This is a genomic window from Aeromonas sp. 84A (assembly GCF_051919345.1).
GTDB classification, from domain to species: domain Bacteria; phylum Pseudomonadota; class Gammaproteobacteria; order Enterobacterales; family Aeromonadaceae; genus Aeromonas; species Aeromonas veronii.
In genome coordinates this window covers 4074010-4099693 of sequence record NZ_JBQBEW010000001.1, presented here as the reverse complement: position 1 = coordinate 4099693, position 25684 = coordinate 4074010, and the positions used below count along the sequence as shown (strand labels likewise).

General features: G+C 59.7%; 24 protein-coding genes. 18 read left to right on the top strand and 6 right to left on the bottom strand.

Annotated elements, in window-relative coordinates:
* Positions 1-9: 9 nt before the first annotated feature.
* On the bottom strand, positions 10-1176 hold the full coding sequence (torC, locus tag ACTG20_RS18535; protein ID WP_194496601.1) for a pentaheme c-type cytochrome TorC: 1167 nt from the start codon (positions 1174-1176) through the stop codon (positions 10-12).
* Positions 1177-1314: 138 nt separating this feature from the next.
* On the opposite strand from torC, the gene ACTG20_RS18530 reads away from it, so the two are divergent.
* Both ACTG20_RS18530 and torR read left to right on the top strand, forming a co-directional pair.
* Positions 1315-2247 (top strand): IS5-like element ISKpn13 family transposase, encoded by a 933-nt coding sequence (locus tag ACTG20_RS18530; RefSeq protein ID WP_004235553.1) that lies wholly within the window; start codon positions 1315-1317, stop codon positions 2245-2247.
* Between the two features lie 226 nt (positions 2248-2473).
* A complete protein-coding gene (gene torR, locus ACTG20_RS18525) occupies positions 2474-3187 on the top strand; it encodes a two-component system response regulator TorR (protein WP_042080622.1) in 714 nt (237 codons plus the stop codon).
* Between the two features lie 36 nt (positions 3188-3223).
* On the opposite strand, the gene ACTG20_RS18520 is transcribed toward torR, so the two are convergent.
* Together ACTG20_RS18520 and torT are read right to left on the bottom strand one after the other, a co-directional pair.
* Positions 3224-3628, bottom strand: a complete 405-nt coding sequence (locus tag ACTG20_RS18520; protein ID WP_005338893.1) for a GFA family protein — start codon at positions 3626-3628, stop codon at positions 3224-3226.
* 37 nt (positions 3629-3665) lie between these two features.
* On the bottom strand, positions 3666-4712 hold the full coding sequence (gene torT, locus ACTG20_RS18515; RefSeq protein WP_194496600.1) for a TMAO reductase system periplasmic protein TorT: 1047 nt from the start codon (positions 4710-4712) through the stop codon (positions 3666-3668).
* A gap of 70 nt (positions 4713-4782) precedes the next feature.
* On the opposite strand from torT, the gene torS reads away from it, so the two are divergent.
* A complete protein-coding gene (gene torS, locus ACTG20_RS18510) occupies positions 4783-7608 on the top strand; it encodes a TMAO reductase system sensor histidine kinase/response regulator TorS (RefSeq protein ID WP_194496599.1) in 2826 nt (941 codons plus the stop codon).
* A gap of 48 nt (positions 7609-7656) precedes the next feature.
* On the opposite strand, the gene ACTG20_RS18505 is transcribed toward torS, so the two are convergent.
* Positions 7657-7941: a hypothetical protein gene (locus ACTG20_RS18505; RefSeq protein ID WP_194496598.1), complete on the bottom strand. Its 285-nt coding sequence runs from the start codon at positions 7939-7941 to the stop codon at positions 7657-7659.
* A gap of 324 nt (positions 7942-8265) precedes the next feature.
* Here ACTG20_RS18505 and glyA point away from each other — a divergent pair, with 324 nt between their 5' ends.
* The 13 genes from glyA (at position 8266) to ACTG20_RS18440 (ending at position 21835) form a co-directional block, all read left to right on the top strand.
* Positions 8266-9519 carry a serine hydroxymethyltransferase gene (glyA, locus tag ACTG20_RS18500; protein WP_005338884.1) on the top strand — a complete coding sequence of 418 codons (1254 nt, stop codon included), beginning with the start codon at positions 8266-8268 and terminating at the stop codon, positions 9517-9519.
* A 150-nt stretch (positions 9520-9669) separates the two neighbouring features.
* The gene (gene nrdR / locus ACTG20_RS18495) at positions 9670-10119 is read left to right on the top strand and encodes a transcriptional regulator NrdR (protein WP_005338880.1); all 450 of its coding nucleotides are present in this window, start codon (positions 9670-9672) and stop codon (positions 10117-10119) included.
* A 97-nt stretch (positions 10120-10216) separates the two neighbouring features.
* A complete protein-coding gene (ribD, locus tag ACTG20_RS18490) occupies positions 10217-11326 on the top strand; it encodes a bifunctional diaminohydroxyphosphoribosylaminopyrimidine deaminase/5-amino-6-(5-phosphoribosylamino)uracil reductase RibD (RefSeq protein WP_139405707.1) in 1110 nt (369 codons plus the stop codon).
* A gap of 55 nt (positions 11327-11381) precedes the next feature.
* Entirely contained in the window at positions 11382-12035 is a 654-nt protein-coding gene (locus tag ACTG20_RS18485) for a riboflavin synthase (protein ID WP_194496597.1), read from the top strand.
* Between the two features lie 149 nt (positions 12036-12184).
* Positions 12185-13294 carry a bifunctional 3,4-dihydroxy-2-butanone-4-phosphate synthase/GTP cyclohydrolase II gene (gene ribBA / locus ACTG20_RS18480; protein ID WP_005358461.1) on the top strand — a complete coding sequence of 370 codons (1110 nt, stop codon included), beginning with the start codon at positions 12185-12187 and terminating at the stop codon, positions 13292-13294.
* A gap of 276 nt (positions 13295-13570) precedes the next feature.
* Entirely contained in the window at positions 13571-14041 is a 471-nt protein-coding gene (gene ribH / locus ACTG20_RS18475) for a 6,7-dimethyl-8-ribityllumazine synthase (protein WP_194496596.1), read from the top strand.
* 14 nt (positions 14042-14055) lie between these two features.
* Entirely contained in the window at positions 14056-14469 is a 414-nt protein-coding gene (gene nusB, locus ACTG20_RS18470) for a transcription antitermination factor NusB (protein ID WP_005343514.1), read from the top strand.
* Positions 14470-14526: 57 nt separating this feature from the next.
* Positions 14527-15486, top strand: a complete 960-nt coding sequence (gene thiL, locus ACTG20_RS18465; protein WP_026034998.1) for a thiamine-phosphate kinase — start codon at positions 14527-14529, stop codon at positions 15484-15486.
* Entirely contained in the window at positions 15483-15977 is a 495-nt protein-coding gene (locus tag ACTG20_RS18460; RefSeq protein ID WP_194496595.1) for a phosphatidylglycerophosphatase A family protein, read from the top strand. The genes thiL and ACTG20_RS18460 overlap by 4 nt, the downstream gene beginning before the upstream one ends.
* 487 nt (positions 15978-16464) lie before the next feature.
* Positions 16465-18189 (top strand): dipeptide ABC transporter ATP-binding protein, encoded by a 1725-nt coding sequence (locus ACTG20_RS18455; RefSeq protein WP_194496594.1) that lies wholly within the window; start codon positions 16465-16467, stop codon positions 18187-18189.
* Positions 18190-18259: 70 nt separating this feature from the next.
* Positions 18260-19816 carry an ABC transporter substrate-binding protein gene (locus tag ACTG20_RS18450; RefSeq protein ID WP_042054176.1) on the top strand — a complete coding sequence of 519 codons (1557 nt, stop codon included), beginning with the start codon at positions 18260-18262 and terminating at the stop codon, positions 19814-19816.
* A gap of 99 nt (positions 19817-19915) precedes the next feature.
* Positions 19916-20890, top strand: a complete 975-nt coding sequence (locus ACTG20_RS18445) for an ABC transporter permease (RefSeq protein WP_005349514.1) — start codon at positions 19916-19918, stop codon at positions 20888-20890.
* A 3-nt stretch (positions 20891-20893) separates the two neighbouring features.
* Entirely contained in the window at positions 20894-21835 is a 942-nt protein-coding gene (locus ACTG20_RS18440) for an ABC transporter permease (protein ID WP_019445927.1), read from the top strand.
* A 127-nt stretch (positions 21836-21962) separates the two neighbouring features.
* On the opposite strand, the gene ACTG20_RS18435 is transcribed toward ACTG20_RS18440, so the two are convergent.
* Positions 21963-22178 (bottom strand): SlyX family protein, encoded by a 216-nt coding sequence (locus ACTG20_RS18435; RefSeq protein WP_005335285.1) that lies wholly within the window; start codon positions 22176-22178, stop codon positions 21963-21965.
* 14 nt (positions 22179-22192) lie between these two features.
* Positions 22193-23161, bottom strand: a complete 969-nt coding sequence (locus tag ACTG20_RS18430; protein WP_159162998.1) for a hypothetical protein — start codon at positions 23159-23161, stop codon at positions 22193-22195.
* Positions 23162-23279: 118 nt separating this feature from the next.
* Between ACTG20_RS18430 and fkpA the strand changes: the two genes are divergently transcribed.
* Entirely contained in the window at positions 23280-24083 is an 804-nt protein-coding gene (fkpA, locus tag ACTG20_RS18425) for an FKBP-type peptidyl-prolyl cis-trans isomerase (RefSeq protein WP_005335283.1), read from the top strand.
* 151 nt (positions 24084-24234) lie between these two features.
* The gene (locus tag ACTG20_RS18420; protein ID WP_005348258.1) at positions 24235-25641 is read left to right on the top strand and encodes a sigma-54-dependent transcriptional regulator; all 1407 of its coding nucleotides are present in this window, start codon (positions 24235-24237) and stop codon (positions 25639-25641) included.
* The last annotated feature ends 43 nt before the right edge of the window (positions 25642-25684 follow it).

Genomic DNA, 25684 nt, shown 5'->3' with positions numbered 1-25684 from the left:
AATCCGGACTTAGTGGCTGCCCTGACCACCGGTATCGGCGGCATGGTTTTGCAGGTATTTGAGCAGGGTGCGCTCCTCTTCCTTGCTCAGGCGATAGTAGGCAGACATCGCCTTGAGTCCCGAAATCCAGCCGTTGGCAGTGAAGTGAGCGGGATCCGGCGCGCCGTGGCAGGAGTTGCAGGTGGATTTGTACATCTCGCCGGCGTAATCCCAGATTGGCTTGAGTGAGGACTCAAAGCCCTTGCCATCGACCCAGGCCTGCACCTGAACCTGCTCCCACTTGATATGAGTGACGCTGTCGGTCTCCTGTTTGAGCACTTTCTCGCTCGCTTTCAGTTCGTCACGGATGGTGGCGACGAAGACCCGCTTGCCCATGTATTCGCTCAGCACCCGGCCCTTGCCATCGCTCTCGCGCCACCCTTCGATGGTCACCTTGAGGCGATCGCCGCTGCGGTCTACGACATCGATGCGGGAGGCGGGCAGCAGTTTGCCGACCGGGTCGCTGCTCTGTTCGCTGGCATAGAGATCTTTTTCACCCAGGTTGTAGAGGGTCTCGGTGGCTGGCGCCTCTTGTGCGTCGCTGACCAGGGTGGCGTAAGTGGCCCGGAAGCCGCCCGCCATGTTGGGGAGTTCGTGGGCGATGCCCTTGTGGCACTCGATGCAGTTCATGTTCTTTGCCGCCGCATCTTTCATCGCCAGCGCAGCCGCCGGGGACTGCTTGGCGTGATCCATGTTGTCGTAGCTGTGGCAGGACTTGCAGGTCTTGGAGTTCTGGCTGCTCATCCGTGCCCACACCTTCTCGGCCAGATGCAGGCGCCGGTCCTCGAACTTCTCCTGGGTGTCGATGCTGTGGCCTATGTACTCCTGATAGAGGTCGTTGGCCGCCTCCATCTTGCGGGCCACCTTACCGACGAAATCCTTCGGCTGATGACAGTCGGTACAGACCGCCTGTACCCCTGAGGCATTCTTGAAGTGGATGGACTCCTTGTACTCCGGATAGACGGTGTCTTTCATGGAGTGGCAGGAGATACAGAATTCGAGGCTGCTGGTTTTCTCAAAGCCGTAGTGCAGGCCGACGGTGCCCGCGAGGGTGACGCCGACGCCCACCAGAAGCAGCGCCAGTACCGACCAGCGACGGCTGGGGGTGCGCAGGAAGTGCCACAGTTTTTTCATCATGCTCTCTCACATCACTTTTTTGATGGGAGCCATGATAGGGAGGCGTTGTGAACAGGGCTGCCGCCACAAATTAAGGAAGGTGCGATTTAATCGTCATATGTGAGAACATAAAGCTTTCTTTATCATGAGCTGTTTACAATGCCTGCCATTTCCAGCTATTCCTCCCGTAAATCCCGTTTTCTTGACCGTATGAATGTTCTGGTGCCGTGGCAGGATATTGCTGATAAGCTGCTTCACGTCTATCCGTCATCCCGTCGCGGCCGACGGCCTTTCCCCCTGGTGCTTATGCTCCGTATCCACTGCCTGCAACTCTGGTTTGACCTCAGTGACGGAGCGGCTGAAGACGCCCTGCATGATGTCCTGCCGTTCCGTCAATTTGCGGGGATCTGTGACACGGTGCCAGATCGCACAACCATCATGAATTTCCGCCATTTTCTGGAGAAACATCATGCAGGAGAACAGATACTGGCACTGATTAACCAGAAACTGAAGCAGGCCGGACTGATGTTACGTCAGGGCATCATTATCGATGCGACCATTATTTCCGCTCCCTGTTCCGTAAAAAATAAAGCCGGTCAACGGGATCCTGAAATGCATCAGACCCGCAAGGGAAATCAGTGGTACTTTGGTATGAAAGCTCATATTGCTGTTGATGCGGCCACAGGCTTGACGGAAAAAGTAGTGACCACGGCGGCAAATGTGCATGACCTGAATGCGGCGGATAGCCTGATTACGGAGCCGGTAGCAATTGTCTTCGCCGATGCCGGATATCGCGGGGCAGAAAAACGGGACTCTCTGACACATCGGGTTAAAGAGTGGTTTATTGCCAAAGGTCCTCATGCCGTAAAAAAGCTCAGACAGCATCCCCGGCTGAATAAGCAGGCGCTGCATGATGAATATGTGAAAGCAGGTATTAGGGCAAAGGTTGAGCATCCTTTCCGGATACTGAAGTGCCAGTTTGGTTTCAGCAAAACACGATTACGGGGACTGATGAAGAACCACAACCGGCTTTCAATGCTGTTTGCAATGTGCAATTTGGTGCGGGCGGGACAACTGGCGGGGATGTCGTGAAAATCATTGTAATATCAGTGGAGCAGTGACATTTTGCTTACCCTGAGTTGATGGGGGAGATTAAATATTGTCCAAACTGGGGTGCTTACTTTGCCGCGTAAGGAGGATATCCAGGCTCTGGATCGTCATGACTGATTAAATCGCACCTTCCTTAATGAAATAGGGGTATTTATGACAAAATGTGAATAGAATAATCCTCCCTTGTCGACCATCGTGAACCCTGCCCATGAGCTACCACATTCTGGTTGTTGAAGATGATGCGGTTACCCGCGAGAAGCTGACCGGCTATTTCGAGCGGGAGGGCTATCGGGTGACTGCGGTCGAAAATGGCCAGGAGATGCGCGCCGTGTTGGCGGAACAGACGGTCGATCTGGTGATGCTGGATATCAACCTGCCGGGGGAAGATGGTCTGCTGCTGACCCGTGAACTGCGGGCTCGCAGCACGGTGGGGATCATTCTGGTCACCGGCCGCAGCGATGCGGTGGACCGGATTGTCGGCCTCGAGATGGGGGCCGACGACTATGTCACCAAGCCGTTCGAGCTCAGGGAACTGCTGGTGCGGGTCAAGAATCTGCTGTGGCGGATCTCGCTGGCGGCCGCCGCGCCGAGCGAGCCTGCGGTGGCTGACGATGCGGTGCGCTTCGGCCCCTGGCGTTTTGACATTCCCCGCCGCCAGCTCAGCAAGGACGGAGTGCCGGTGCGTCTGACCAAGGCCGAATATGAAGTGCTGGTGGCCTTTGTCGCCCATGCCGGGCGGGTGCTCAGTCGGGAGCGGATCCTGACCCTCATCAGCCATCGCGGCGATGGCCCGAGCGATCGCACCATAGACGTGTTGATCCGGCGGCTGCGCGGCAAGATGGAAGCGGATCCGCGGGATCCCCAGCTGTTTGTCACCGTCCATGGTGAAGGCTATCTGTTTGCCGGCGAGATAGCCTCCTGATCCCGTTGCGGTGGCCTTGACCTGTTTGACCGGGTATCAGACCGGCGGGCGGGTATCAAATTGCGGGCAGTCGTCGCCAATCTGGTGCCAGGGCGCCTTGGAGCCGACAAAGATGTGAAACGCGGGTCGCTGGCTCGGCACGTCGTCCAGTACCCCCAACCGCAGATTGATCTTGCCGCTGCTGCTCTTCTGGCTGAACAGGCTGGAGCCGCAGTGACGACAGAAGGCCAGGGTGGTCTCTGCCGATTTCCGGTAGCGGCCGATGGCCTCTTCCCCCTTCACTATGGTGACCTTGTTGCCATCCAGTCCGCCGACCGAGGCGTAATCTCCCCCTGAAAACTTGCGGCATTCGCTGCAGTGGCAGTTACCCATGTAGTCGAACTGATCCGGCAGGGTCAGGGCGACGGCGCCGCACAGGCAGCTGGCATGTAACTCTTTCATCTCTTCTCCTTGAGTGTGCTGATCGGATTTGGAACGGCTATTCGACCCGATAGACGGGACGAAAAGCGCCATCCGAGAGGGAATCTGCAGGGTCGGCCAGCGGTGCAGAGAGCGTCAGAATGGGTGGCCCCATCACCCGCGGGCACTGCTCGGTATTGGCATCAGGGTGTTGTAGCAGGCAGACAGCCTGAGCGACCGCAAGGCGCCCCTGCAGCCGCATCTGATCGCTGTTGGCGGCCAGGATCTTGCCCCGGCGCAGGCCCCGCTGTACCCCGTGGCTGAAGTAGGTGCTCAGCACCTGGGGCCTGTCGAGATGGCGCTGCGCCAGCTCGTTGACCGCCACTTCGGCGGCGATGGCGCCCCCCACCAGATAGTCGAGGTCGGGATAGCGGGCCAGCGTCTGCTGCACCAGCGTGCGCTGGATTTCCCGGCTGTTGTCGCCGCGTTCGGTGGTGACCAGCTTGATGGCGCTCCCCTTGATGGCGTCGGCAAAGCCCGGCTCGACAAAGTTGTTGCCGCCACTCGCCTGCGGGCCGGGGAAGAGGGCGACCGAGACCGGCTTGCTGCCGGCGGGGTGGCGCTTCGCCAGCCAGTGGCCAATTTGCCAGCCCATCTGGTACCAGGAGACCCCCACCTTCGCCTGCACCAGACCGCTGGGCAGATCGTTGACCAACCCAAAGACCGGCAGCGGCGTGACCTTGATGGCCTCGCGCAAGCCCTGATAGCTCACCGCGCCGAGCAAGATGGCGTCGCTCCCTTCCTGCACGCAGCGCAGCAACTGCTGGCGCTGCTCGGCGAGGGCACCGTAACCCCCCGCTTCGTGGATCTGCAACTTGACTCCCTGCCGCTTCGCTTCGTCCACCATGCCCTGATTGACTGAAAGCCAGTAGGCGTCGCGCAGATGGGGGTAGAGGGCACAGAGGGTCAGCGGCTTGGTTGCGGCGGCGGGTTCCTGCCACTGCTGGCGCACCGGCTGGCCGCTGAATTCGCCGCCGGGCCAGATTTCGACCGCAAAGGCGAGGGCGGCGCGGGGAAGCATTAGCAACCAGATCAGCAACAACGGGGAGAGATAGACGCTTCGCATGGTCAGGGGTTTTGTTAAAGTGTTGGGCCATATTATCCGGTCAAAGCCGACCACAACCAAGGGACTTCCCGTGAGAATCTTTTCCGGCCTGGGTGGCAAGTTGCTGCTGGCCTTCTCCCTGATGGCGTTGCTGACCCTGAGTGCCTCCCTGCTGGGCTGGGTGGGGCTTAGCCATCTGCGCCAGCTGGAGCAAGGAGTGCAGCAGACTCTGGCCGATCAGGAGCTGGCCCGCACGCTCTCTCGTCTCAGCGGCGAGATCCAGAGCGCGTCACGACTGCTGGCCACCGCAACCAGCGAGCAGGAGCGGGAGCATCAGGGACGCTTGCTCACTCTGCAGGGGCAACAGCTGCAGCAGGTGCTGGCGCAACTCGGCCGTGGGCAGGGTTCAACAAGCCTCGATCAGCTCAGTCAGAGCATCATCGGCAATCTGGGTCAGCAGGGCTGGCTGGTGGGGGAGCGCCTGACCCTGATGGCGCAGGGGGAGGCGCAGCGGGCCCGTCTGGTGGCGGCGGCTGGGCAGATCGCCGAGCTGGCGAGAAGCCAGATGGAGAACGCCGAAACCGTGATGGTGGCGGGGTTGGGTTCCCTCTACCAACAGCAAGGTGCGCAGGCGACCCGGACGCTGGACCGCCTGCTGGAGCAGGATCTCGACTGGCTGGAGCAGATGACCGAGCTGCGTCATCGCACCCTGATGCAGCAGCAGCGCATCGAAGAGATGTGGCGCAGCGAACGGCAGGAACAGTTGCAAACGCTATTGCAAGAGGGGCAGCGGGAGCTGGCTATCTTGCAACTGCGGGCCGGGGCGGTGACCGACCCGGCCCGCCGGCAGGCGGTGGAGCAGGCGCTGACCGTGCTGGCACAGAGTGACAAGCTGATGCAACTGCGCAGCGACTGGCTCGGCAAGGGGGAGGCGCTGCGGGTGCTGGCCAATGCCAATGAAGCCCTGATGAGCAGCCTCAACCAGCAGGTCGGAGAGCTGGTCAGCCGTGCCCGCGATTCGCTGGGGCAGAGCCAGCAGGCGCTAAGCCAGCGCCTCAGGCTGCTGGAGCAGGCGTTGATGGCCATAGGCCTGCTCACCCTGCTACTACTGATGCTGCTGATGTGGCGCATGGTCTATGGCCGGATCGTCTGGCCGCTGCAACGGGCGGTGGCGGGGATGAGCCGGTTGGCGCGCGGAGATCTGGCTCCCCTTGAGCCTATCGCCAGTACCGGGCGCGATGAGCTGGCGGAGCTGGGCCGGGCCTTGCAGGTGTTTCGTGACAATGCGGTGGAGCTGGGCCGCTATCAGCGCGAGCTGGAGTCGCGGGTCGAGGAGCGCACCGGCCAGCTCAGCTACGCCAACGAGCGGCTCAATGAGGAGGTGGAGATGCAGCGGCAGGCCCGCGCCGAGGCCGAGCAGGCCAACCGGGCCAAGTCGGTGTTTCTCGCCACCATGAGCCACGAGATCCGCACCCCCATGAACGGCATTCTGGGGGGGCTGACACTGCTGGAAGATACCCACCTGAGCGATACCCAGCAGCGCTATCTGGCCGCCATCGAGCACAGCGGCGAATCCCTGCTGGAGATCCTCAACGACATTCTCGACTACTCCAAGATAGAGGCGGGCCATGTGGAGGCGCGCCGTGAGCCCTTTCCCCTGTTCCAGCTGGTGGATGAGCTCAGCGCGTTGTTTCGGCCAAAGGCTGCGGCCAAGGGGGTCACTCTGGCGCTGGAATATGCGCCCGGGCTGGCGCCTGTGGTCGAGGGGGATCTGGGCAAGCTGCGGCAAGTGCTCGGCAACTTGCTCGGCAATGCGGTCAAGTTTACCGCCCGTGGCCAGATTACCCTGACGGTGGCGCCCCTTGTCTGTCATGGCCCTTGCGCCGAGCCCTGCATCCGCTTCGTGGTGCGCGATACCGGCCCCGGTATTCCGGCCGATGAGCAGGAGGCGGTGTTCGAGGCGTTTCGCCAGCGCAAGCGTGATATAGGCCATCAGGGCGGCACCGGGCTGGGACTGGCGATCAGCCGCAAGCTGGTGACTGCCATGGGGGGCGAGCTGAACCTTGTCAGCGAACCGGGCAAGGGGTGTGAATTCAGCTTCAGCCTGCCCTTGCAACGCTCGAGTGCCCAGCTGCCTGCCGAGGCGCAACCGCTGCACCTTGGCCAGTCCCGTGACATCTTGCTGGTGGAGGATAACGAGATCAACCGGCTGGTGGCGCACGGCATGCTGACCCGCCTCGGCCATCGCGTCACCCAGGCCGAGGATGGTCGCAGTGCGCTGGCGCTGGTGACCGAGCGTCCCTTCGAGCTGGCGCTGCTCGATATCAATCTGCCCGATATGGACGGCATGACCCTGCGCGAGGATCTGGCAGCCATCAGCGAGGAGATGCATGAGCGGCCGCTGCCCGCCATCGCCATCTCGGCCCAGATGTATCAGGAGGATATCCGCCACTGCCTTGCCGCCGGGTTTGTCGATTTTGTCGGCAAGCCGGTGCGGCTGGCGGTACTGGCGAACGCCATAGATCAACTATTTCGGCAAGAAGGGGCCTCTATCGAGCCGCAGGTGCAGTTATCAGTAGTCGTGCCCCCAACTAACCAGCCCGGGTGGGCCAATCCGGTACTGGATGCCGATCTGCCCCTGCTCGGCATGGTGCGGATCCGCCAGCTGGTCGCGCTGTTTGAGTCGCAAGGGCGGGTGTTGGTAGATAAGTTGGCTCAGGATGGGGGAAGTGAGCAACGTCAGCTGGCGCACAAGCTCAAGGGGAGTGCGCTGGCGCTGGGGTTGACCGAATTTGCCAGCCACTGTGCGGCTCTTGAGGCGGGAGGCGGGGAGCCTGCGGCAATCGGGGCGCAATTTGACGCGGCGGTGAGCGGGTTGCAGCAGTGGCTGGCGGCCAACAGGGATGCGCCATTCTGATCCCTGCTGGCGATGCACAACGTTCAGAGGGGGCCAGCCCCTGCGCCGTTATTCGCTCTCGCGAAACAGCACCTGCTTGCACTTGGCACAGACCCATTCCCGGCGAAAATCGGTCAGGTGCACCATGCCCACCTCCAGCAACTCGTGGTGGCCGCAGTGATAACAGAAGATGATGTCGCCATCGACTGATTCAGGGTGGGCCGCCAGATAGTCGACTTTGGTGGGGAGTTGATCCCACGAGGTGGTGGGGACATGCTTGCGTTGGCTGGTGTAGTAGACCCAGTAGAACAGAAAAAAGACAGCCAGGATCACGAATGTCAGCAGATGGTCCATCTTGAACTCCTCCGGTTAGGTGCAGCCCCTCGGATGCATGGCTGCAATCAGCTCCATCATCATTAAATTTGTTTCGAATGAATATGTTACAGGATGGATAAAGAGGGCGTTGTGATCCCCTTCGGGTTTTGCCCGCCCGCAGCGGGATGAAAAATGTGCCGCTTGGCGGAGCGGCCAGGGTATTGAACGGGGAGGGAATCTTGTTTTTTACAACATAAATTCAACATTTTTTTAGGTGGTTGGACTGTCTCTTTGATCCAGCTCACGTTACAATGCCCGCGCCCACTTCACCTAACGCGCAAACGATTTTCAGGAGAGAAACGGATGTTGAAACGTGACATGACCATCGCCAATTATGATCCGCAATTGTGGCAGGCCATCACAGACGAAACCCGTCGTCAGGAAGAGCATATCGAGCTGATTGCGTCTGAGAACTACACCAGCCCCCGTGTCATGGAAGCCCAGGGCTCCCAGCTGACCAACAAGTACGCCGAAGGTTACCCCTCCAAGCGTTACTACGGTGGTTGCGAGTATGTGGATGTGGTCGAAACCCTGGCTATCGAGCGCGCCAAAGAGCTGTTCGGTGCCACTTACGCTAACGTGCAGCCGCACTCCGGCTCTCAGGCCAACAGCGCCGTTTACATGGCTCTGCTGCAGCCGGGCGACACCGTACTGGGTATGAACCTGGCCCACGGCGGTCACCTGACCCACGGCTCTCCGGTCAACTTCTCCGGCAAGCTTTACAACATCGTGCCTTACGGTATCGATGAGTCCGGCAAGATCGACTACGACGACATGGAACGTCAGGCTGTCGAGCACAAGCCGAAGATGATGATCGGTGGTTTCTCCGCCTACTCCGGCATCGTTGACTGGGCTCGCATGCGCGAAATCGCCGACAAGGTCGGTGCCTACCTGTTCGTCGACATGGCCCACGTGGCGGGTCTGATTGCCGCTGGCGTCTACCCGAACCCGGTTCCCCACGCTCACGTGGTCACCTCCACCACCCACAAGACCCTGGCCGGTCCGCGCGGTGGTCTGATCCTCTCCGCCGCTGACGACGAGGAGCTCTACAAGAAGCTCAACTCTGCCGTCTTCCCGGGTGGTCAGGGTGGCCCGCTGATGCACGTCATTGCCGGTAAAGCCGTTGCCTTCAAAGAGGCGCTGGAGCCGGAGTTCAAGACCTATCAGGCTCAGGTCGTGAAAAACGCCAAGGCGATGGCTGCCACCTTTATCGAGCGCGGTTACAAGATCGTCTCTGGCGGTACCGATAACCACCTGATGCTGGTTGATCTGATCGGTCGCGAGCTGACCGGTAAGGATGCTGACGCTGCGCTGGGCAAAGCCAACATCACCGTCAACAAGAACTCCGTGCCCAACGACCCGCGCTCCCCGTTCGTCACCTCCGGTGTGCGGATCGGTACCCCGGCCATCACCCGCCGCGGTTTCAAGGAAGCCGAGTCCATCGAGCTGACCCACTGGATCTGCGACGTACTGGACAACCACGACAACGATGCCGTGCTGGCCACCGTGCGCGAGAAGGTGCTGGATATCTGCCGCCGCTTCCCGGTTTATGGCTGATAAGTCAGACCATCCGGTTTGAGACCAATGCCACCTGCGGGTGGCATTGTTTTTTCTGGCTTTTACCGGTTTTGGATGGCCGTGCTACACTGGCCGACCTAGATCCTGGCCCGCCGGGCCGGTCCCTGTTCCATTAACGCCGGAGGTCCGATGCATTGCCCATTCTGTAGTGCGGTTGATACCAAGGTGATCGATTCCCGTCTGGTGGCAGAAGGCCATCAGGTGCGCCGCCGTCGTGAGTGTCTGCTCTGTCACGAGCGTTTTACCACCTTCGAGATGGCCGAGCTGGTGATGCCCCGCGTCATCAAGTCCAACGGCTCCCGCGAGCCGTTCAATGAAGACAAGCTGCGTGCCGGCATCCTGCGGGCGCTGGAGAAGCGGCCGGTGAGCATGGAGGCCATCGAAAAAGCGGTCAACCATATCAAATCCCGCCTGCGTGCCACCGGCGAGCGCGAAGTCGCCTCCGAGCTGGTAGGCAATCTGGTGATGGATGAGCTCAAGAGTCTCGACAAGGTGGCCTATATCCGCTTTGCCTCCGTCTATCGCAGCTTCGAAGATATTCGCGAGTTCGGCGAAGAGATCGCCAAGCTGGAGAAGTAAACCGCCATTCTTACCCATGTTGCCGCGTCCGATTACGCTGCGCTAATCGAACCTACGATACTGCGTAAAGCCGAGATGTGTTGTCAAAGGAGCCCGAATGTTTAGTCAAGATGATTACCAATGGATGAGTCGGGCCCTCGAACTGGCTCGCCGCGGCCGCTACACCACGGCCCCCAACCCTTGCGTCGGCGCCGTGCTGGTCAAGGATGGCGTGGTAGTTGGCGAAGGGTGGCATCAGAAGGCGGGCGAGCCCCATGCCGAGGTTTACGCCCTGCGCGCCGCCGGTGACAACGCCCGTGGCGCCACCGCCTATGTAACCCTCGAACCCTGCTCCCACCACGGTCGTACTCCCCCCTGCGCCGAGGCGCTGATCAACGCCGGCGTGGCCCGGGTGGTGGCGGCCATGGTCGATCCCAATCCCCAGGTGGGTGGGCGTGGCCTGCGGATGCTCTCCGAAGCGGGGATCAAGACCGATTTCGGCCTGTTGGCGAGTGAAGCCGAAGCGCTCAACCCGGGCTTTTTCAAGCGGATGCGTACTGCCTTCCCGCGGGTGACCGTCAAGTTGGGGGCCAGCCTCGATGGCCGCACCGCCATGGCGAGCGGCGAGAGCCAGTGGATCACCTCCCCGGATGCGCGCCGTGACGTGCAGCGGCTGCGGGCCCGTCACGATGCGGTGCTCTCCAGCGCTGAAACCGTGCTGGCCGATGGTGCCTCCCTGACCGTGCGCTGGGACGAGCTGCCCCCCTCGGTGAAGGCGAGCTATCCCAAGGAGACCCTGCGCCAGCCGCTGCGGGTCATCGTCGATTCGCAAAACCGGCTTACCCCGGATCTGCCGCTATTCCAGAGCGAGAGTCCGGTGCTGCTGGCCCGTCACAAGGTGTCCGGCGAGTGGCCTTCGTGGGTGCAGCAGCTGGAGCTGCCGCTGCTGGATGGCAAGCTGGATCTGGTCAGCCTGTTCATGCTGCTGGCCAAACAGAACGTCAACTCGGTGCTGGTCGAGGCGGGCCCGCGGCTGTGCGGCGCTCTGCTGGAAAAAGGGCTGGTGGATGAGCTGGTGCTCTATCAGGCTCCAAAATTGATGGGTGACGAGGGGCGTGGCCTGTTCCATCTGCCGGGCCTGACCCGGCTGTTCCAGGCCCCCAAGCTCGCCATCAAGGATGTGCGCATGGTGGGGCCGGATATTCGCATTACCGCCAAAATAGCCTGATTTATCAATGTTCAAGGGGGCATCAGCTGCCCCCGTCATCAGCAAGGTGATCTGCATGTTTACCGGAATTATCGAAGCGGTGGGAACCCTGGCCGAACTGCGTCGTCAGGGCGACGACATGGCCCTCACCGTCCACGCACCAGGCCTGGATTTTAGCGACGTCAAGCTGGGCGACTCTATCGCCACCAACGGCGTCTGCCTCACCGTGGTGGCGCTGGGCGACAAGAGCTATATCGCCGACGTGTCGCTGGAAACCCTCTCCCGTACCGGTTTTGCCGCCGCCAGAGTGGGCGATCGGGTCAACCTCGAGAAGGCGCTGATGCCCACCTCCCGCCTCGGCGGTCATCTGGTCTCCGGCCATGTGGACGGGGTAGGGGAGGTGAAAAGCGTCTCCAGCAGCGGCCGCGCTATCGAGTACTGGATCAAGGCGCCGGGGGAGCTCTCCCGCTACATCGCCGAGAAGGGGTCGATCGCGGTGGATGGCATCAGCCTCACCGTCAACGCGGTGCAGGGAGACCTGTTTCGCCTGACCATCGTGCCTCATACCGCCCAGGAGACCACCATCGCCAGCTGGAAGCCGGGCCACAAGGTCAACCTCGAGGTGGATCAGATCGCCCGCTATCTGGAGCGGCTGATGATGGGGAAAAGTCAGGAGAGCAGCGCCTCGACCCTGACCATGGAGACGCTGGCCAAGGCCGGTTTTCTCTGACTGTGTGCGCTAAATCTGGCCACCAAAACGATTTTCTGTGATCCCGCTCTGATTGAAATGGAGCCGCTAGCCCCAATCTAGAGCAACATACACTCGCATTTGCGTTGAGCCTGCGGGCTCAACCCCCAAGCACACTGATGGAGTAGCCCATGGCGCTGAGCACAACCCAGGAAATCATTGCCGATATCAAGGCTGGCAAGATGGTGATCCTGATGGATGACGAGGACAGGGAGAACGAAGGGGACCTCATCATGGCCGCCTCCTGCGTCCGTCCGGAGGATATCAACTTCATGGCCCGCTACGGCCGTGGCCTCATCTGCCTGACCCTGACCCGGGATCGCTGCAAGCAATTGGCGCTGCCGCTGATGGTGGATCGCAACAATGCCCAGTTCTCCACCGCCTTTACCGTCTCCATCGAGGCGGCAGAAGGGGTGACCACAGGTATTTCCGCTGCCGATCGCGCGGTGACCGTGCAGGCCGCTGTGGCGCCCAATGCCAAGGCGGCCGATCTGGTGCAGCCGGGCCACATCTTCCCGCTGATGGCGCAGGATGGCGGCGTGCTGACCCGTGCCGGCCACACCGAAGCGGGCTGCGATCTGGCCCGTCTGGCTGGTTTCGAGCCTGCGGCCGTCATCGTCGAGATCCTAAACGAAGATGGCACCATGGCGCGCCGTCCGGATCTGGAGGTGTTCGCCGAGGAGCACGGCATCAAGCTTGGCACCATCGCCGACCTTATCGAGTACCGCAACCAGCACGAGACCACGGTCGAGAAGGTGGCCGAGTGCAAGCTGCCGACCGAGTTTGGCGAGTTTGACCTCATCACTTTCCGCGACACCATCGACAATCAGGTTCACTTTGCCCTGAAAAAGGGTGAGGTACAGGCCGACCAGCCGACTCTGGTGCGCGTCCATCTGCACGATGTGCTGAGCGATCTGCTGCTGACCGACCGCCACGCCGCCCGCAGCTGGCCGCTGCCAAAATCCATGGCCCGCATCGCCGACGAAGGCGGCGTACTGGTGATTTTGGGGGCGGAATCCCATGGCGCCGAGCTGCTGGCCCGGGTCAAGGGTTTTGAAGCCGCCGACAAGGGGCTAGCGCCGGAAGGAGCCAAGTGGCAGGGCACCTCGCGCCGTGTTGGTGTGGGTTCCCAGATCCTCAAGGCCCTTGGCGTGAGCAAGATGCGCCTGTTGAGCTCGCCGAAGAAGTACCATGCCCTCGGTGGTTTCGGTCTGGAAGTGGTTGAGTACGTCGGCGAATAAAGTTCCACCAGAGAAGTACCATCCCCTTTCGGGCGGTTTCGTTCTGGAAGTGGTTAAGTACGTCGGCGAGTAACATACTACCAGAGAAGTACCATCCCCTTCCGGGCGGTTTCGGTCTGGAAGTCGTGGAATTTACCGGCTAGCAAGTGCGCCGGACTGGTTACATCGCGATCATGGCCGTCTATTGCGGCCATGGTTTTTGTCGTGGGTCTGTTGTGCTAGAATGTGCGCACTTTTGACTCCGGCCCTTTTGATTGCACAGATACAGGATTTCCAATGAAGGTTATCGAAGGAAATATCGCCGCTCCTGAGGCGCGCATTGCTATTGTTGTTGCCCGTTTCAACAGCTTCATCAACGACAGTCTGGTGAACGGCGCGGTGGACGTACTGAAGCGTCAAGGTCAAGTGCAGGACAGCAACCTGACACTGGTAAAAGTGCCGGGCGCGGTTGAAATGCCATTGGTCATCAAGAAGCTGGCCAAGAGTGCTCAATACGACGCCATCGTGGCGGTCGGTACTGTCATCCGTGGCGGCACCTACCACTTCGACCTGGTGGCAAACGAGAACAGCAAGGGCATGGCCCAGGTAATGATGGAATATGAAATTCCCGTTGCCTTCGGTGTGCTGACCACTGAAAACATTGAACAAGCCATCGAGCGTGCAGGTACCAAGGCGGGTAACAAGGGTGCAGAGGCTGCACTGGCAGCGCTCGAAATGATCAACGTCCTGAAAGAACTGGACGTGTAACGAGGAGAAGTACATTGAAACCGTCTGAGCGCCGTAAAGCCCGCCATTGCGCCACCCAGGCCATCTACCAGTGGCAGATGACCAAGGCTAACGTGGGTGACATCGAAGAGCAGTTCAAGATCGATCAGGACACCAAGGGTGTAGACCTGAACTATTTCCGCGATCTGCTGTTCGGGGTAGCCCTCCACTGCAGCGAGCTGGACAAGGTGTTTGCACCTTTCCTCTCCCGTCCGCTGGAAGAAGTGGACATGGTGGACAAGGCGATCCTGCGTCTGGCGACCTATGAGCTGACCCGTCGTGATGATGTACCGCCGCGCGTGGTCATCAACGAAGCGATCGAGCTGGCCAAAGCTTTTGCTGCCGATGACAGCCACAAGTTTGTCAACGGTGTACTGGACAAGGTGATCAAGTCGCTGAACAAGCGTTGATCCTGCTGTCCGTCAGCATCTAAGAGAGGAGCCAGCTTATTGCTGGCTTTTTACTGTATGGGTGAATTTGAGCTGATTGATAAGTACTTCAAGGTCCCCCACGCCCGCAAGGACGTGGTGATGGGCCCTGGAGATGACTGTGCCCTGCTGACCCTGCCCCCCGATACCCAGCTGGCGGTGAGCACCGACACTCTGGTGAGCGGCGTACACTTCTTTCCCGACATGGATCCGGTGGATCTCGGCTACAAGGCGCTGGCGGTCAATCTCTCCGATCTCGCCGCCATGGGGGCCGAGCCGCGCTGGGTGTCGCTGGCGCTGACCCTGCCTGCCATCAACGAAGGTTGGGTCGCCGGTTTTGCCGAAGGGTTTCTGGAGCTGGCCGAGTACTACAACGTGGCGCTGGTGGGCGGAGACATGACCCGCGGGCCGCTCTCCATCACCATCTCGGTGAAGGGATCGGTCCCTGCCGGTCGCGCCCTGATGCGCAGCGGCGCCAAAGCCGGTGACGGCATCTATGTGACCGGCACTCTGGGTGATGCCGCGCTGGCGCTCTCCCACCTGCTGGGCAAACGCACCCTCAACGAGAACCAGCTGGCAGCTGTGCTGCCACGGCTCGACCACCCCCATCCCCGCATTCTGGCCGGTCAGGCGCTGCGCGGGCTGGCGGGGAGTGCGCTGGATCTCTCCGACGGGCTGGCATCGGATCTCGGCCATATCCTCAAGGCCTCCGGCGTGCGGGCCCAGATCGATCTCGATCTGCTGCCGCTCTCGCCGGTGCTGCAGGATGCGGTGAGCGAGCAGGAGGCGTGGCAACTGGCGCTGGCCGGTGGCGATGACTACGAGCTCTGCTTCACCGTACCGGAGGAGCACCGCGGCGCACTCGATACGGCGCTGGCCCACAGCGGGGTCAAGTTCAGCCGCATCGGCCGCATCGTGGCGGGCGAGCCGGGCATCGACTACCTGCGTGGCGACCAAGCGGTCGAGCTGCAACTGAAAGGGTGGGATCACTTCGCATGAGTTTGTTCAGGATAAAGCCCGAGCTGACACGACTGGATCTGCAAAATCCGCTTCACTTTTTGGCGGTGGGGTTTGGTTCCGGTCTCAGCCCCAAGGCGCCGGGCACCATGGGCACCCTGGCGGCCATTCCGCTCTACCTGCTGGTGAGCGGTCTGCCGACCTATTGGTTTATCGCCTTGCTGGTGGTGGGTTTTGTGGTCGGTATTCGTATCTGCCAGAGCGCCACCGATGCCATCGGCATGCCGGATCACGGTGCCATCGTCTGGGACGAGGTGATCGGTTTTGGCGTCACCATGATCGCCGCGCCAGCCGGTTGGGAGTGGGTGGTGGCGGGCTTCGCGCTGTTCCGGTTGTTTGACGTGCTCAAGCCCTGGCCCATCTCCTGGTTTGATCGCCGGATCCACGGTGGCCTGGGCATCATGCTGGACGATCTGATCGCCGGCCTGTTCGCCCTGTTTTGTATGCAATTACTGGCATTCTGGCTCGGCTGAGAGCCCCCTTCCGGGGGATGACCGTTCTGGCATCCCCCGATTTATATCTGCTTAATTTTCATTCATCGGCATATGCTGCCGTTTATCATCCCTTTCACATAAATATTCACTACTCATTCGGGGCTGGTGATTGTTTTGGAAATAGTGATAAATGCTGCTTGTTGCGTTGTTGTTGAAATTAAAGTAATGATACCAATAGATGTACGGACGCACCGGCCATTTGTGTGACGAAAATCATCATTTATCTCTGCCGAATTGGTGGTTATCTGCACAAAACATTGCGGAATTGTATAACTCAATCATTTACACCCGTGGTCAAACCGTCTAAGTTACTCGCGGGTTATTCCAAAAAAATGCAAAAAACCCGCCCGGATTGCTGGTTTCGCTGCCTCATGGATTGAGCAAATATTGCCCAAGGTAACAACCGGCATCTGCGGCTGATTTACGGACGAATTATTTGGGACGGATGTCCCCCGCAGAGGTAAACATGTCCTTGCTCGAAGTAAAGAACTTGCGGATCGAGTACCCCTCCCGCTACGGGGTGCTGGCCGCGGTGAAGGATCTCTCTTTCTCTATCGAAAAGGGTGAGATTGTCGGGGTGGTCGGTGAATCCGGCGCCGGCAAGTCCACCATCGGCAACGCCGTTATCGATCTCCTGAGCCCGCCGGGCCGCATCGCCCGTGGCGATATCTATCTCAATGGCGAGCTCATCTCCGGCAAGAGCCAGAACGAGATGCGGGCCATCCGTGGTTCCCGTATCGGGTTCATCTTCCAGGACCCCATGACCTCCCTCAACCCGTTGTTCACCGTTGAGCATCAGCTGGTGGAGACCATTCTGGCCAATACCGACCTCTCTCGCGAGGCCGCTTTTGCCAAGGCATTGGAGCTGATGGGGGCGGTGGGTATTCCGCAGCCGGAGCTGCGCATCAAGCAGTATCCGCACCAGTTCTCCGGAGGCATGCGTCAGCGGGTGGTTATCGCCATCGCGCTCTCCTGCGATCCGGAGCTGATCATCGCCGACGAGCCGACCACGGCGCTGGACGTCTCCATTCAGGATCAGATCCTCCAGCTTATCCGCGCCCTCTGCAAAGAGCGTCAGGTGGGCTGCATGCTGGTGACCCACGACATGGGCGTGGTCTCCAACGTTACCGACAAGGTGGCGGTGATGTATCGCGGCGATCTGGTGGAGTTCGGCCTGACCGAACAGGTACTGGGCAGCCCCAATCACCCCTATACCCGCAGCCTCATCTCGGCGGTACCCCGCTCCGATGTGAAGCTGGTGCGTTTCCCGCTGGTCTCCTATATCGAGGATGCCAGTGCGCCGGATACCAATATCGACCTCAAGACCCACTGGCTCGGCCAGAGTCAGGATGAGCGTGCCTATGAAGGGGCGCTGCTGCGGGTGGAGAACGTCGATCTGAAGTTCGTCACCAAGGACTCCATCTTCCCGAGCCGCCGCCAGTATGTGCGCGCTTGCAACAACATCAGCTTCGAGATCTTCGAAGGGGAGACCTTCGGTCTGGTGGGGGAGTCGGGCTCCGGCAAATCGACCATTGCCCGTGCCATCACCGGCCTCTATCCGCCTGATACCGGCAAGATTTTCTTCGAGGGGATCGATCTGACCGCTCTCAAGAGCGAGCGCGAGCGTCGCCCGCTGCGTCGCCAGATGCAGATGGTGTTCCAGAACCCCTATTCGTCGATGAACCCGCGGATGAAGGTGTGCGACATCATTGCCGAGCCGATCCGCTTCCATCAGCTGGCGAGCAGCGAGAGCCAGATCGAGGGGATCGTCGGCGATCTGCTGGATCACGTGGGTCTTGGCCGCGGTGCCGGGGTCAAGTATCCCCACGAATTCTCCGGCGGCCAGCGTCAGCGCATCTCCATTGCCCGCGCCCTGGCCACTCGCCCGCGCTTCCTCATCTGCGATGAGCCGACCTCGGCACTGGATGTGTCGGTGCAGGCCCAGATCCTCAACCTGCTCAAGGATCTGCAGCAGGAGCTCAAGCTCACCATGCTGTTTATCAGCCACGATCTGCCGGTGATCCGCCAGATGTGCGACCGCATCGGGGTGATGCAGCACGGTCATCTGGTGGAAGTGGCCGAGACCGAGAAACTCTTTACCAATGCCGAGCATGAGTACAGCCGCAAGCTGATCTCCCTCATGCCGGAGTTCAAGGGAATGTCCCGCGAGGGGCTGGAAATCGCAAGCTAGGAGAGCGCCGGTGCGCCGGTCTGCTTGTCAAAAAAAGTGTCATAAGAAAGCCAAAAGCATGGAGAACAAGATGAAGAAAGGATTGTCCAAGATTGCCCTGGCGCTGTTTGCCGCCGGTTTCGCCTTCAGTGTCTCAGCCGCTGATATCAAGGTGGGTGTCGCTTCTGACGCCACTTCGCTGGATCCGCAGGAGCAGCTCTCCGGTCAGACCCTGGAGATGTCGCACCTGGTATTCGATCCCCTGATGCGTTACACCCAGGACTTGCAGTTCGAGCCCCGTCTGGCCGAGAAGTTCGAGCGTGTCGATGACAAGACCGTCCGCTTCCACCTGCGCAAAGGGGTCAAGTTCCACTCCGGTAACGACTTCACCGCAGACGACGTGGTGTGGACCGTCAACCGCCTGAAATCCTCCGTCGACTTCAAGGCGATCTTCGATCCCATCAGCGAAGTGAAGAAGGTCGATGACTATACCGTCGATCTGATCACTGCCAAGCCGTTCCCGCTGGTGCTGCAGACCGTCACCTACATCTTCCCGATGGACTCCAAGTTCTACACCGGCAAGACCGAAGCGGGCAAAGACAAGGCCGAGATCGTCAAAAACGGCGACTCCTATGCCTCTACCCACGTCTCCGGTACTGGCCCGTTCACCGTCAAGTTCCGCGAGCAGGGTGTGAAGCTGGATTATGCCCGCAATGCCAACTACTGGGATAAAGCCTCCAAGGGTAACGTCGAGAACCTGACCGTGGTGCCCATCAAGGAAGATGCGACCCGTGTTGCAGCCCTGCTGGGTGGCGACGTGGACATGATCTATCCGGTTGCGCCGAACGATCTGGAGCGCGTGAAGAATGGCAAGGACTCCCAGCTGGTTACCCTGTCCGGTACCCGCGCCATCATCATCGAGCTGAACCAGAACACCAACCCGGCACTGAAAGACAAGCGTGTACGTCAGGCGATCAACTACGCCATCAACCAGGTAGGCATCGTCGAGAAGATCAACAAGGGCTTCGGTACCCCAGCGGGCCAACTGAGCCCGAAAGGTTATGCCGGTCACAACGAGGCGCTGGTACCCCAGTATGATCTGGCCAAGGCCAAGGAGCTGATGAAAGAGGCCGGTTACGAGAAAGGCTTCAAGATGACCTTCATCTCCCCGGCTGCCCGCTACGTCAACGACGTCAAGATTGCCCAGGCTGTCTCAGCCATGCTGGCCAAGATCAACATCAAGGTAGATCTGAAGACCATGCCGGTGGCCCAGTACTGGCCTGAGTTTGACAAGTGCGCCGCGGACATGCAGCTGATCGGCTGGCACTCCGACACTGAAGATACCGCGAACTTCTTCGAGTTCCTGACCTTCACCAAGGACGCCAAGACCGGTATGGGCCAGTACAACTGCGCCGGTTACGCCAACGCCGAAGCTGACAAGCTGGTGATGGATGCCAACGCCGAGACCGATCCGGCCAAGCGTGCCGAGATGCTCAAGAAGGTCGAAGCCATGCTGATCGAAGATGCTGCCTATGTGCCGTTGCACTGGGAAGATCTGGCCTATGGCGCCAAGAAGAACGTCGACATCAAGCCAGTGGTCAACGTGATGAACTTCCCTTACCTGGGTGACCTGGTGGTCAGCAAGTAAGAGAACGTCGCAAGGAAGGACGGGGCGGGGTGGTCAGCTGGCCACTCCGCCCACTAACAGAAGCCTGTGCCACGACACAGGCCACGTAGAAGGACAAGCATGTTTACATTCCTGCTGAAACGGTTCTATCAGGCCGTGATAGTGATGTTCGTCATCAGCCTGGTCGCCTTCTCCATCCAGGACAACCTGGGTGACCCGTTGCGTGAGCTGGTGGGACAATCCGTCTCCGAAGCCCAGCGTCACGAGTTGCGCGAGAAGATGGGCCTTAACGATCCCTTCCTCATCAAATACAGCCGCTTTCTGAAAAATGCGGTGCATGGGGATTTGGGCACCTCCTATTTCTTCAAGCGACCCGCTCTCGAGGTGATCCTCGACAAGCTGGTGGCTACCCTTGAGCTGGTGTTTGCTGCCGCGCTCATCATCGTGGTGGTTTCCATTCCACTCGGTGTCTATTCGGCGATCCGCCCGCGCAGCATACCCACCAAGATCATCATGGCGGGGAGCAGTATCGGTATCTCGATCCCGGTATTTTTGACCGCCATCATGCTGATGTACCTCTTCTCCATCCAGCTGGGCTGGCTGCCAGCCTATGGCCGCGGCGAGACCCGTAACCTGCTGGGCTGGGAGTCGGGCTTCTTTACCTGGGATGGCATCCTGCACCTGATCCTGCCGGCGGTGTCGCTCTCCTCCATCATGCTGCCGCTGTTTATCCGGCTGGTGCGCTCCGAGATGCTGGAGCAGCTCTCCTCTGAATACGTCAAGTTCGCCCGTGCCAAGGGGCTGGACAACAACAAGGTCTACTATCAGCACGCTCTGAAGAACACCATGCTGCCGGTCATTACCGTCGGTGGGGTGCAGATCGGCACCATGGTGGCTTACACCATCCTGACCGAGAGCGTGTTCCAGTGGCCGGGTACCGGCTTCCTGTTCCTCGAGGCGATCCACCGGGTCGATACGCCCCTCATCACCGCCTACGTCATCTTCGTGGGACTGATCTTCGTGGTGACCAATACCCTGGTCGATCTGCTCTACGGGTTGATCAACCCGACCGTTAACCTGACCGCCAAGGGGTAACAGATGACTAATGCTGTAACTGCAAGCCCAAGCCGTTGGGCACGATTCAAGAACTCTGACATCGTCTACTACTTCCTGCGGGACAAGGTAGCCATGTTCAGCTTTGCGGTGTTCGTGGTATTTGTGCTGGCGGCGCTGCTGGCGCCCTGGCTCGCCCCGCACAACGTCTATGACCAGACCAGTTTTGATCTGATGGATGCCGAGTTGCCCCCCTCCTGGCTCGAAGGCGGCGAGGAGCGTTTCTGGCTTGGTACCGACAACCAGGGGCGGGATATCTGGAGCACCATCCTCTATGGCGCCCGTATCTCCCTCACCATCGGCCTGTTTGCGGTGGCGCTGCAGTTGGTGCTCGGTATCGTCATCGGTCTGATTGCCGGTTATTTCGGTGGTCGCATTGACAACCTGTTGATGCGCTTTGCCGATGTGCAGCTGTCGTTCTCCACCATGATGGTGGCGATCATCATCTCCGCCATCTTTCAGGCAACCTTTGGCTCCGAGTTTTACTCGAAGTTTGCCATCATGATGCTGGTGGTGATCATCGGTATCGCCGAGTGGCCGCAGTACGCCCGTACTGTGCGCGCCTCTGTGCTGGCGGAGAAGAAGAAGGAGTATGTGGAAGCGGCCAAGGTGATGGGGTTCCGTGCCCCGCGCATCATGTTCCGCCACATTCTGCCCAACTGTTTGTCGCCCATTCTGGTGATCTCCACCGTGCAGGTGGCCAACGCCATCATGAGTGAAGCGGCGCTCTCCTTCCTGGGTCTGGGGATGCCGGTTGATCAGCCCTCGCTTGGTTCGCTTATCAGCGTCGGCTTCAACTACATCTTCTCTGGCTCCTGGTGGATCACCGCCTTCCCGGGTATCTGTCTGGTGGTGCTGGTGCTGGTCATCAACCTGCTGGGTGACTGGCTGCGGGATGTGTTTAACCCCAAGATCTACAAAGGTTAACGCGGGCTGACTCTGAGGCGCCGAGTCGCAGCTGTCAGGTCATTTGGATGAAAAAAATCCGAAACCGGTTTAGCCGGTTTCGGATTTTTATTGGTTTTGAGCAGACAGCTTGTTGATTGCACACCCTTCAGTAGTGCGGCGGCGGGGTCTCTTCGGCCATGCTGGCAATCTGGCTGGGCTGTACGCTTTGTAGTTTGTCGATCAGCAGCTGGATCTGGTATTTGAGCCGATCGAGTTCACGGCCCTGGGTGGTTACCTCGTCGTTGAGCTGCTCTATGGTGTACTCCGCATAGGCGAGACGGGTTTCCAGGGTTTCGATGCGATCGTTAAGTTGCTGACTCATGGGCCTTCGGGTCCTTACTTGATTGTCCAGATTTCGGCCAGACCACTGGAGCTGGCACTGACAAGGTGGCTATTGTCGCGCAAAGCGACGCCGTAGACCACTGCGCTGGGCGGTTTCACCTTGGGTTGCGGCGAGACGCGCCAGCTCTGCAGCAGGGCACCATCGCTCACTTGCCACAGGGAGAGCTGACGGGAAGGGGCGCCGGTGATGAGCCACTTGCCATCGTTGGCAAAGCGGGCGCTGGTGTAAACCTCGAAGCGGTGATCATATTGCAGCTGACTCACCTCCTTGCCGGTTTTCAGATCCCAGATGCTGGCCCGGCTGCTGTCGGCGGTGAAGGCGTAGCGGCCGCTCGGCTCGAGTCTGGCCATGATCACCCGGCCACCATGGTTGAAGCGCCAGATCACCTGCCCGCTACGGGTATCCCACAGATAGGCGCTGTAGTCGTTGCCGCCGGTCAGGGCGTAGCGACCGTTGGCGGAGAGATCCACCGTATTGACCTGTTCGGTGTGCCCCAGAAACTGCAGGCGACGGCCGCTTCGGGTGTCGAGCCACTCGGCCTTGCCATCTTCCCGCCCGATCAGCACATAACGACCGTCGGCAGAGAGCGCGATGTCCCTCAGCCTGGATTCAGGAAGTGAGTAGTAGCCTTGTGATTGCCCGTCGCTCAGCCGCCAGGTTGCAAAGGTATCGGGGGTAGCGGTGACGGCATGGCTGTTGCCTTCGGAAAAACGGGTAATGAATACCAGATCTTCCGCAGAGTCGGATTGCTTCCAGCGCCAGCGTTGACGGTTCTGTTCCAGATCCCAGACGATGATGCCCTGGCTGATGCTGGAGACGATGGCCTGCTTGCCATCACTGGAGAGATCTGCGGTCAGCAGACCCGTGCTGGCGAGGGTCATTTGCTGGTTGGGTTGAGAGCTTTGCTCGCAACCGGTGAGCATTAAACAGAGGCTCACCAGATAAATGGCACTTTTTATCATTTTTGCGGTCTCACGCTTTTGTTACCTGCGATCACGGCGTTAGTATAAGGCGCTTATCACGATAAACCTCTCATTTCACGATGGAACCGAGAGCGGTATTTGGAGTTTGGAGAAACTGATGAACAAATTTCTGAAGGTGTCCCTGTTGGCGGCGGCCGTTGCCGTCGGTCTGACTGCTTGCCAAAAAGACGAGAAGCCTGCTGCGGCCAATACCGCCGAAGTGAAGGCAGAAGCCAGCAAGCCGGCAGAGGCGACCAAGGCCGAAGCCAAGAGCTTTGAAGAGCAATCTGGCTACGCAATTGGCCTCTCCATGGGTCGTTACATCGCCAATACCCTGGAGCGTCAGCAGGAACTGGGCATCAAACTGGACAACGCCGTGATCCTGAAAGGGGTGACTGACGGTCTGGGCAAAGAAGCCAAGATGACTGATGAAGAGATCCAGAAGGTACTGCAGGATTACGACGCCAAGATCAACGAGCTGACCAAGGCCAAGGCCGAGAAAGACGCCGTTGAGAATCTGAAGAAGGGCGAAGAGTTCCTGGCTGCCAACGCCAAGAAAGAGGGTGTGAAGAGCACTGAATCCGGCCTGCAGTACGTGGTCGAGAAGATGGGCACTGGCGCCAAGCCGAAATCTACCGACATCGTCAAGGTGCACTACACCGGTACCCTGACCGACGGCACCAAGTTCGACAGCTCCGTCGATCGCGGCGAGCCGGCTACCTTCCCGCTCAACCAGGTTATCCCGGGTTGGACCGAAGGTGTTCAGCTGATGCCGGTTGGCTCCAAGTTCAAGTTCTTCCTGCCGTCCAAGCTGGCCTATGGCGAGCACGGTGCAGGCTCCATCCCGGCGAATGCCGTACTGGTGTTTGACGTTGAGTTGCTGGCTATCGAGAAGCCGACTGCAGACGATGCCAAGAAGTAATCCCTTCTTGTAGTTAAAAACGGCTCCTTAAGGAGCCGTTTTTACTTGTGTATTCCCTGCAATCGCGGGATAACAGAGCTGTCTTGGCGTTGGGTTTGCGCGCGAAAATAAGGCAAAATAGATCGCAGAATCAAATACAAGGATGAGTCCAGTGGCTGAAAATAAATCGCGTGTCCTGCTGGTGGAAGATACCCGTAGTCTGGCGGTGGTCTATGAACAGTACCTGCGCCAAGAGGGGTATGAGGTGGTGCTGGCCGACTGTGGTCAGCAAGCGTTGGCACAGTTGCTGGCAAGTCCTCCCCCCGTGGTGCTGCTGGATCTGGAACTGCCGGATATGTCCGGTATGGATATTCTGCAAATGATCACCGAACAGCAGTTGCCTTGCTCTGTGGTGGTGATCACCGCCCACGGCTCGGTGGATGTGGCAGTGGAGGCGATGCGCCTCGGTGCCTTCGATTTTCTGACCAAGCCGTTTGACAGCAAGCGGCTCTGCGCCACCGTTCGCAATGCCTTGAAACATCAGCAGTTGAGCTCGCTGGTTGCCCACTATCGGGAGAACTTCGAGCGCAGCTCCTTCTTCGGTTTTATCGGCGCCTCCATGTCGATGCAGGCGGTCTATCGCATCATCGAAAGTGCGGCGCCCAGCAAGGCGACCGTCTTTATCACTGGCGAGAGCGGCACCGGCAAAGAGGTGTGTGCCGAGGCGATTCACCAGTGCAGTCCCCGCAGCGAACAGCCCTTTATTGCCCTCAACTGCGCCGCCATTCCCCATGATTTAATGGAGAGCGAGATCTTCGGTCATGTGAAGGGCTCTTTTACTGGCGCCCAGGGGGATCGCAAGGGGGCGGCCAGTCTGGCCGATGGCGGTACCCTGTTTCTCGACGAGATCTGCGAGATGGACCTGGATCTGCAGAGCAAGTTGCTGCGCTTCATCCAGACCGGCACAGTACAGCGGGTCGGCAGCGGCAAGCTCGAGACGGTGGATGTCCGCTTTATCTGCGCCACCAACCGGGATCCGCTGGTGGAGGTGAAAGCGGGCCGTTTTCGCGAGGATCTCTACTATCGGCTCCACGTCATTCCGCTTACCCTGCCGCCGCTGCGGGAGCGGGGTGAGGATATCCTGCTGCTGGCGCGTACCCTGCTGCAGAGCTACGCCAAGGAGGAGAACAAACGCTTCAAGGATTTTGATGTCGAGGCTGCGCGAGTGCTGCTCGACTACCCCTGGCCTGGCAACGTACGCGAGCTGCAGAACGTGGTGCGCAATATCGTGGTACTCAATGACAAGGAGCTGGTGAGCCCGGATATTCTGCCGCCACCGCTCAATGGGGTTCGTCCCCAGCTGCCGGCTGCGATTGCGGCAGCGGTGGCATCGGCTCCGGCAGCCACCGGGGTGGCCAACGGGCCAATTCGTCCGCTCTGGCTGGTGGAGAAAGAGGTGATCGAACAGGCCATCGCCAGCTGTGACGGCAACATTCCCAAGGCGGCGGCCCTGCTCGAGATCAGCCCCTCCACCATTTACCGTAAAAAGCAGGGGTGGGAGGAGTCCAATCGGGCCTGAACCATCTTGCCAGCAGAGAGGGCGGCTAGCGTGCCGCCCTTGC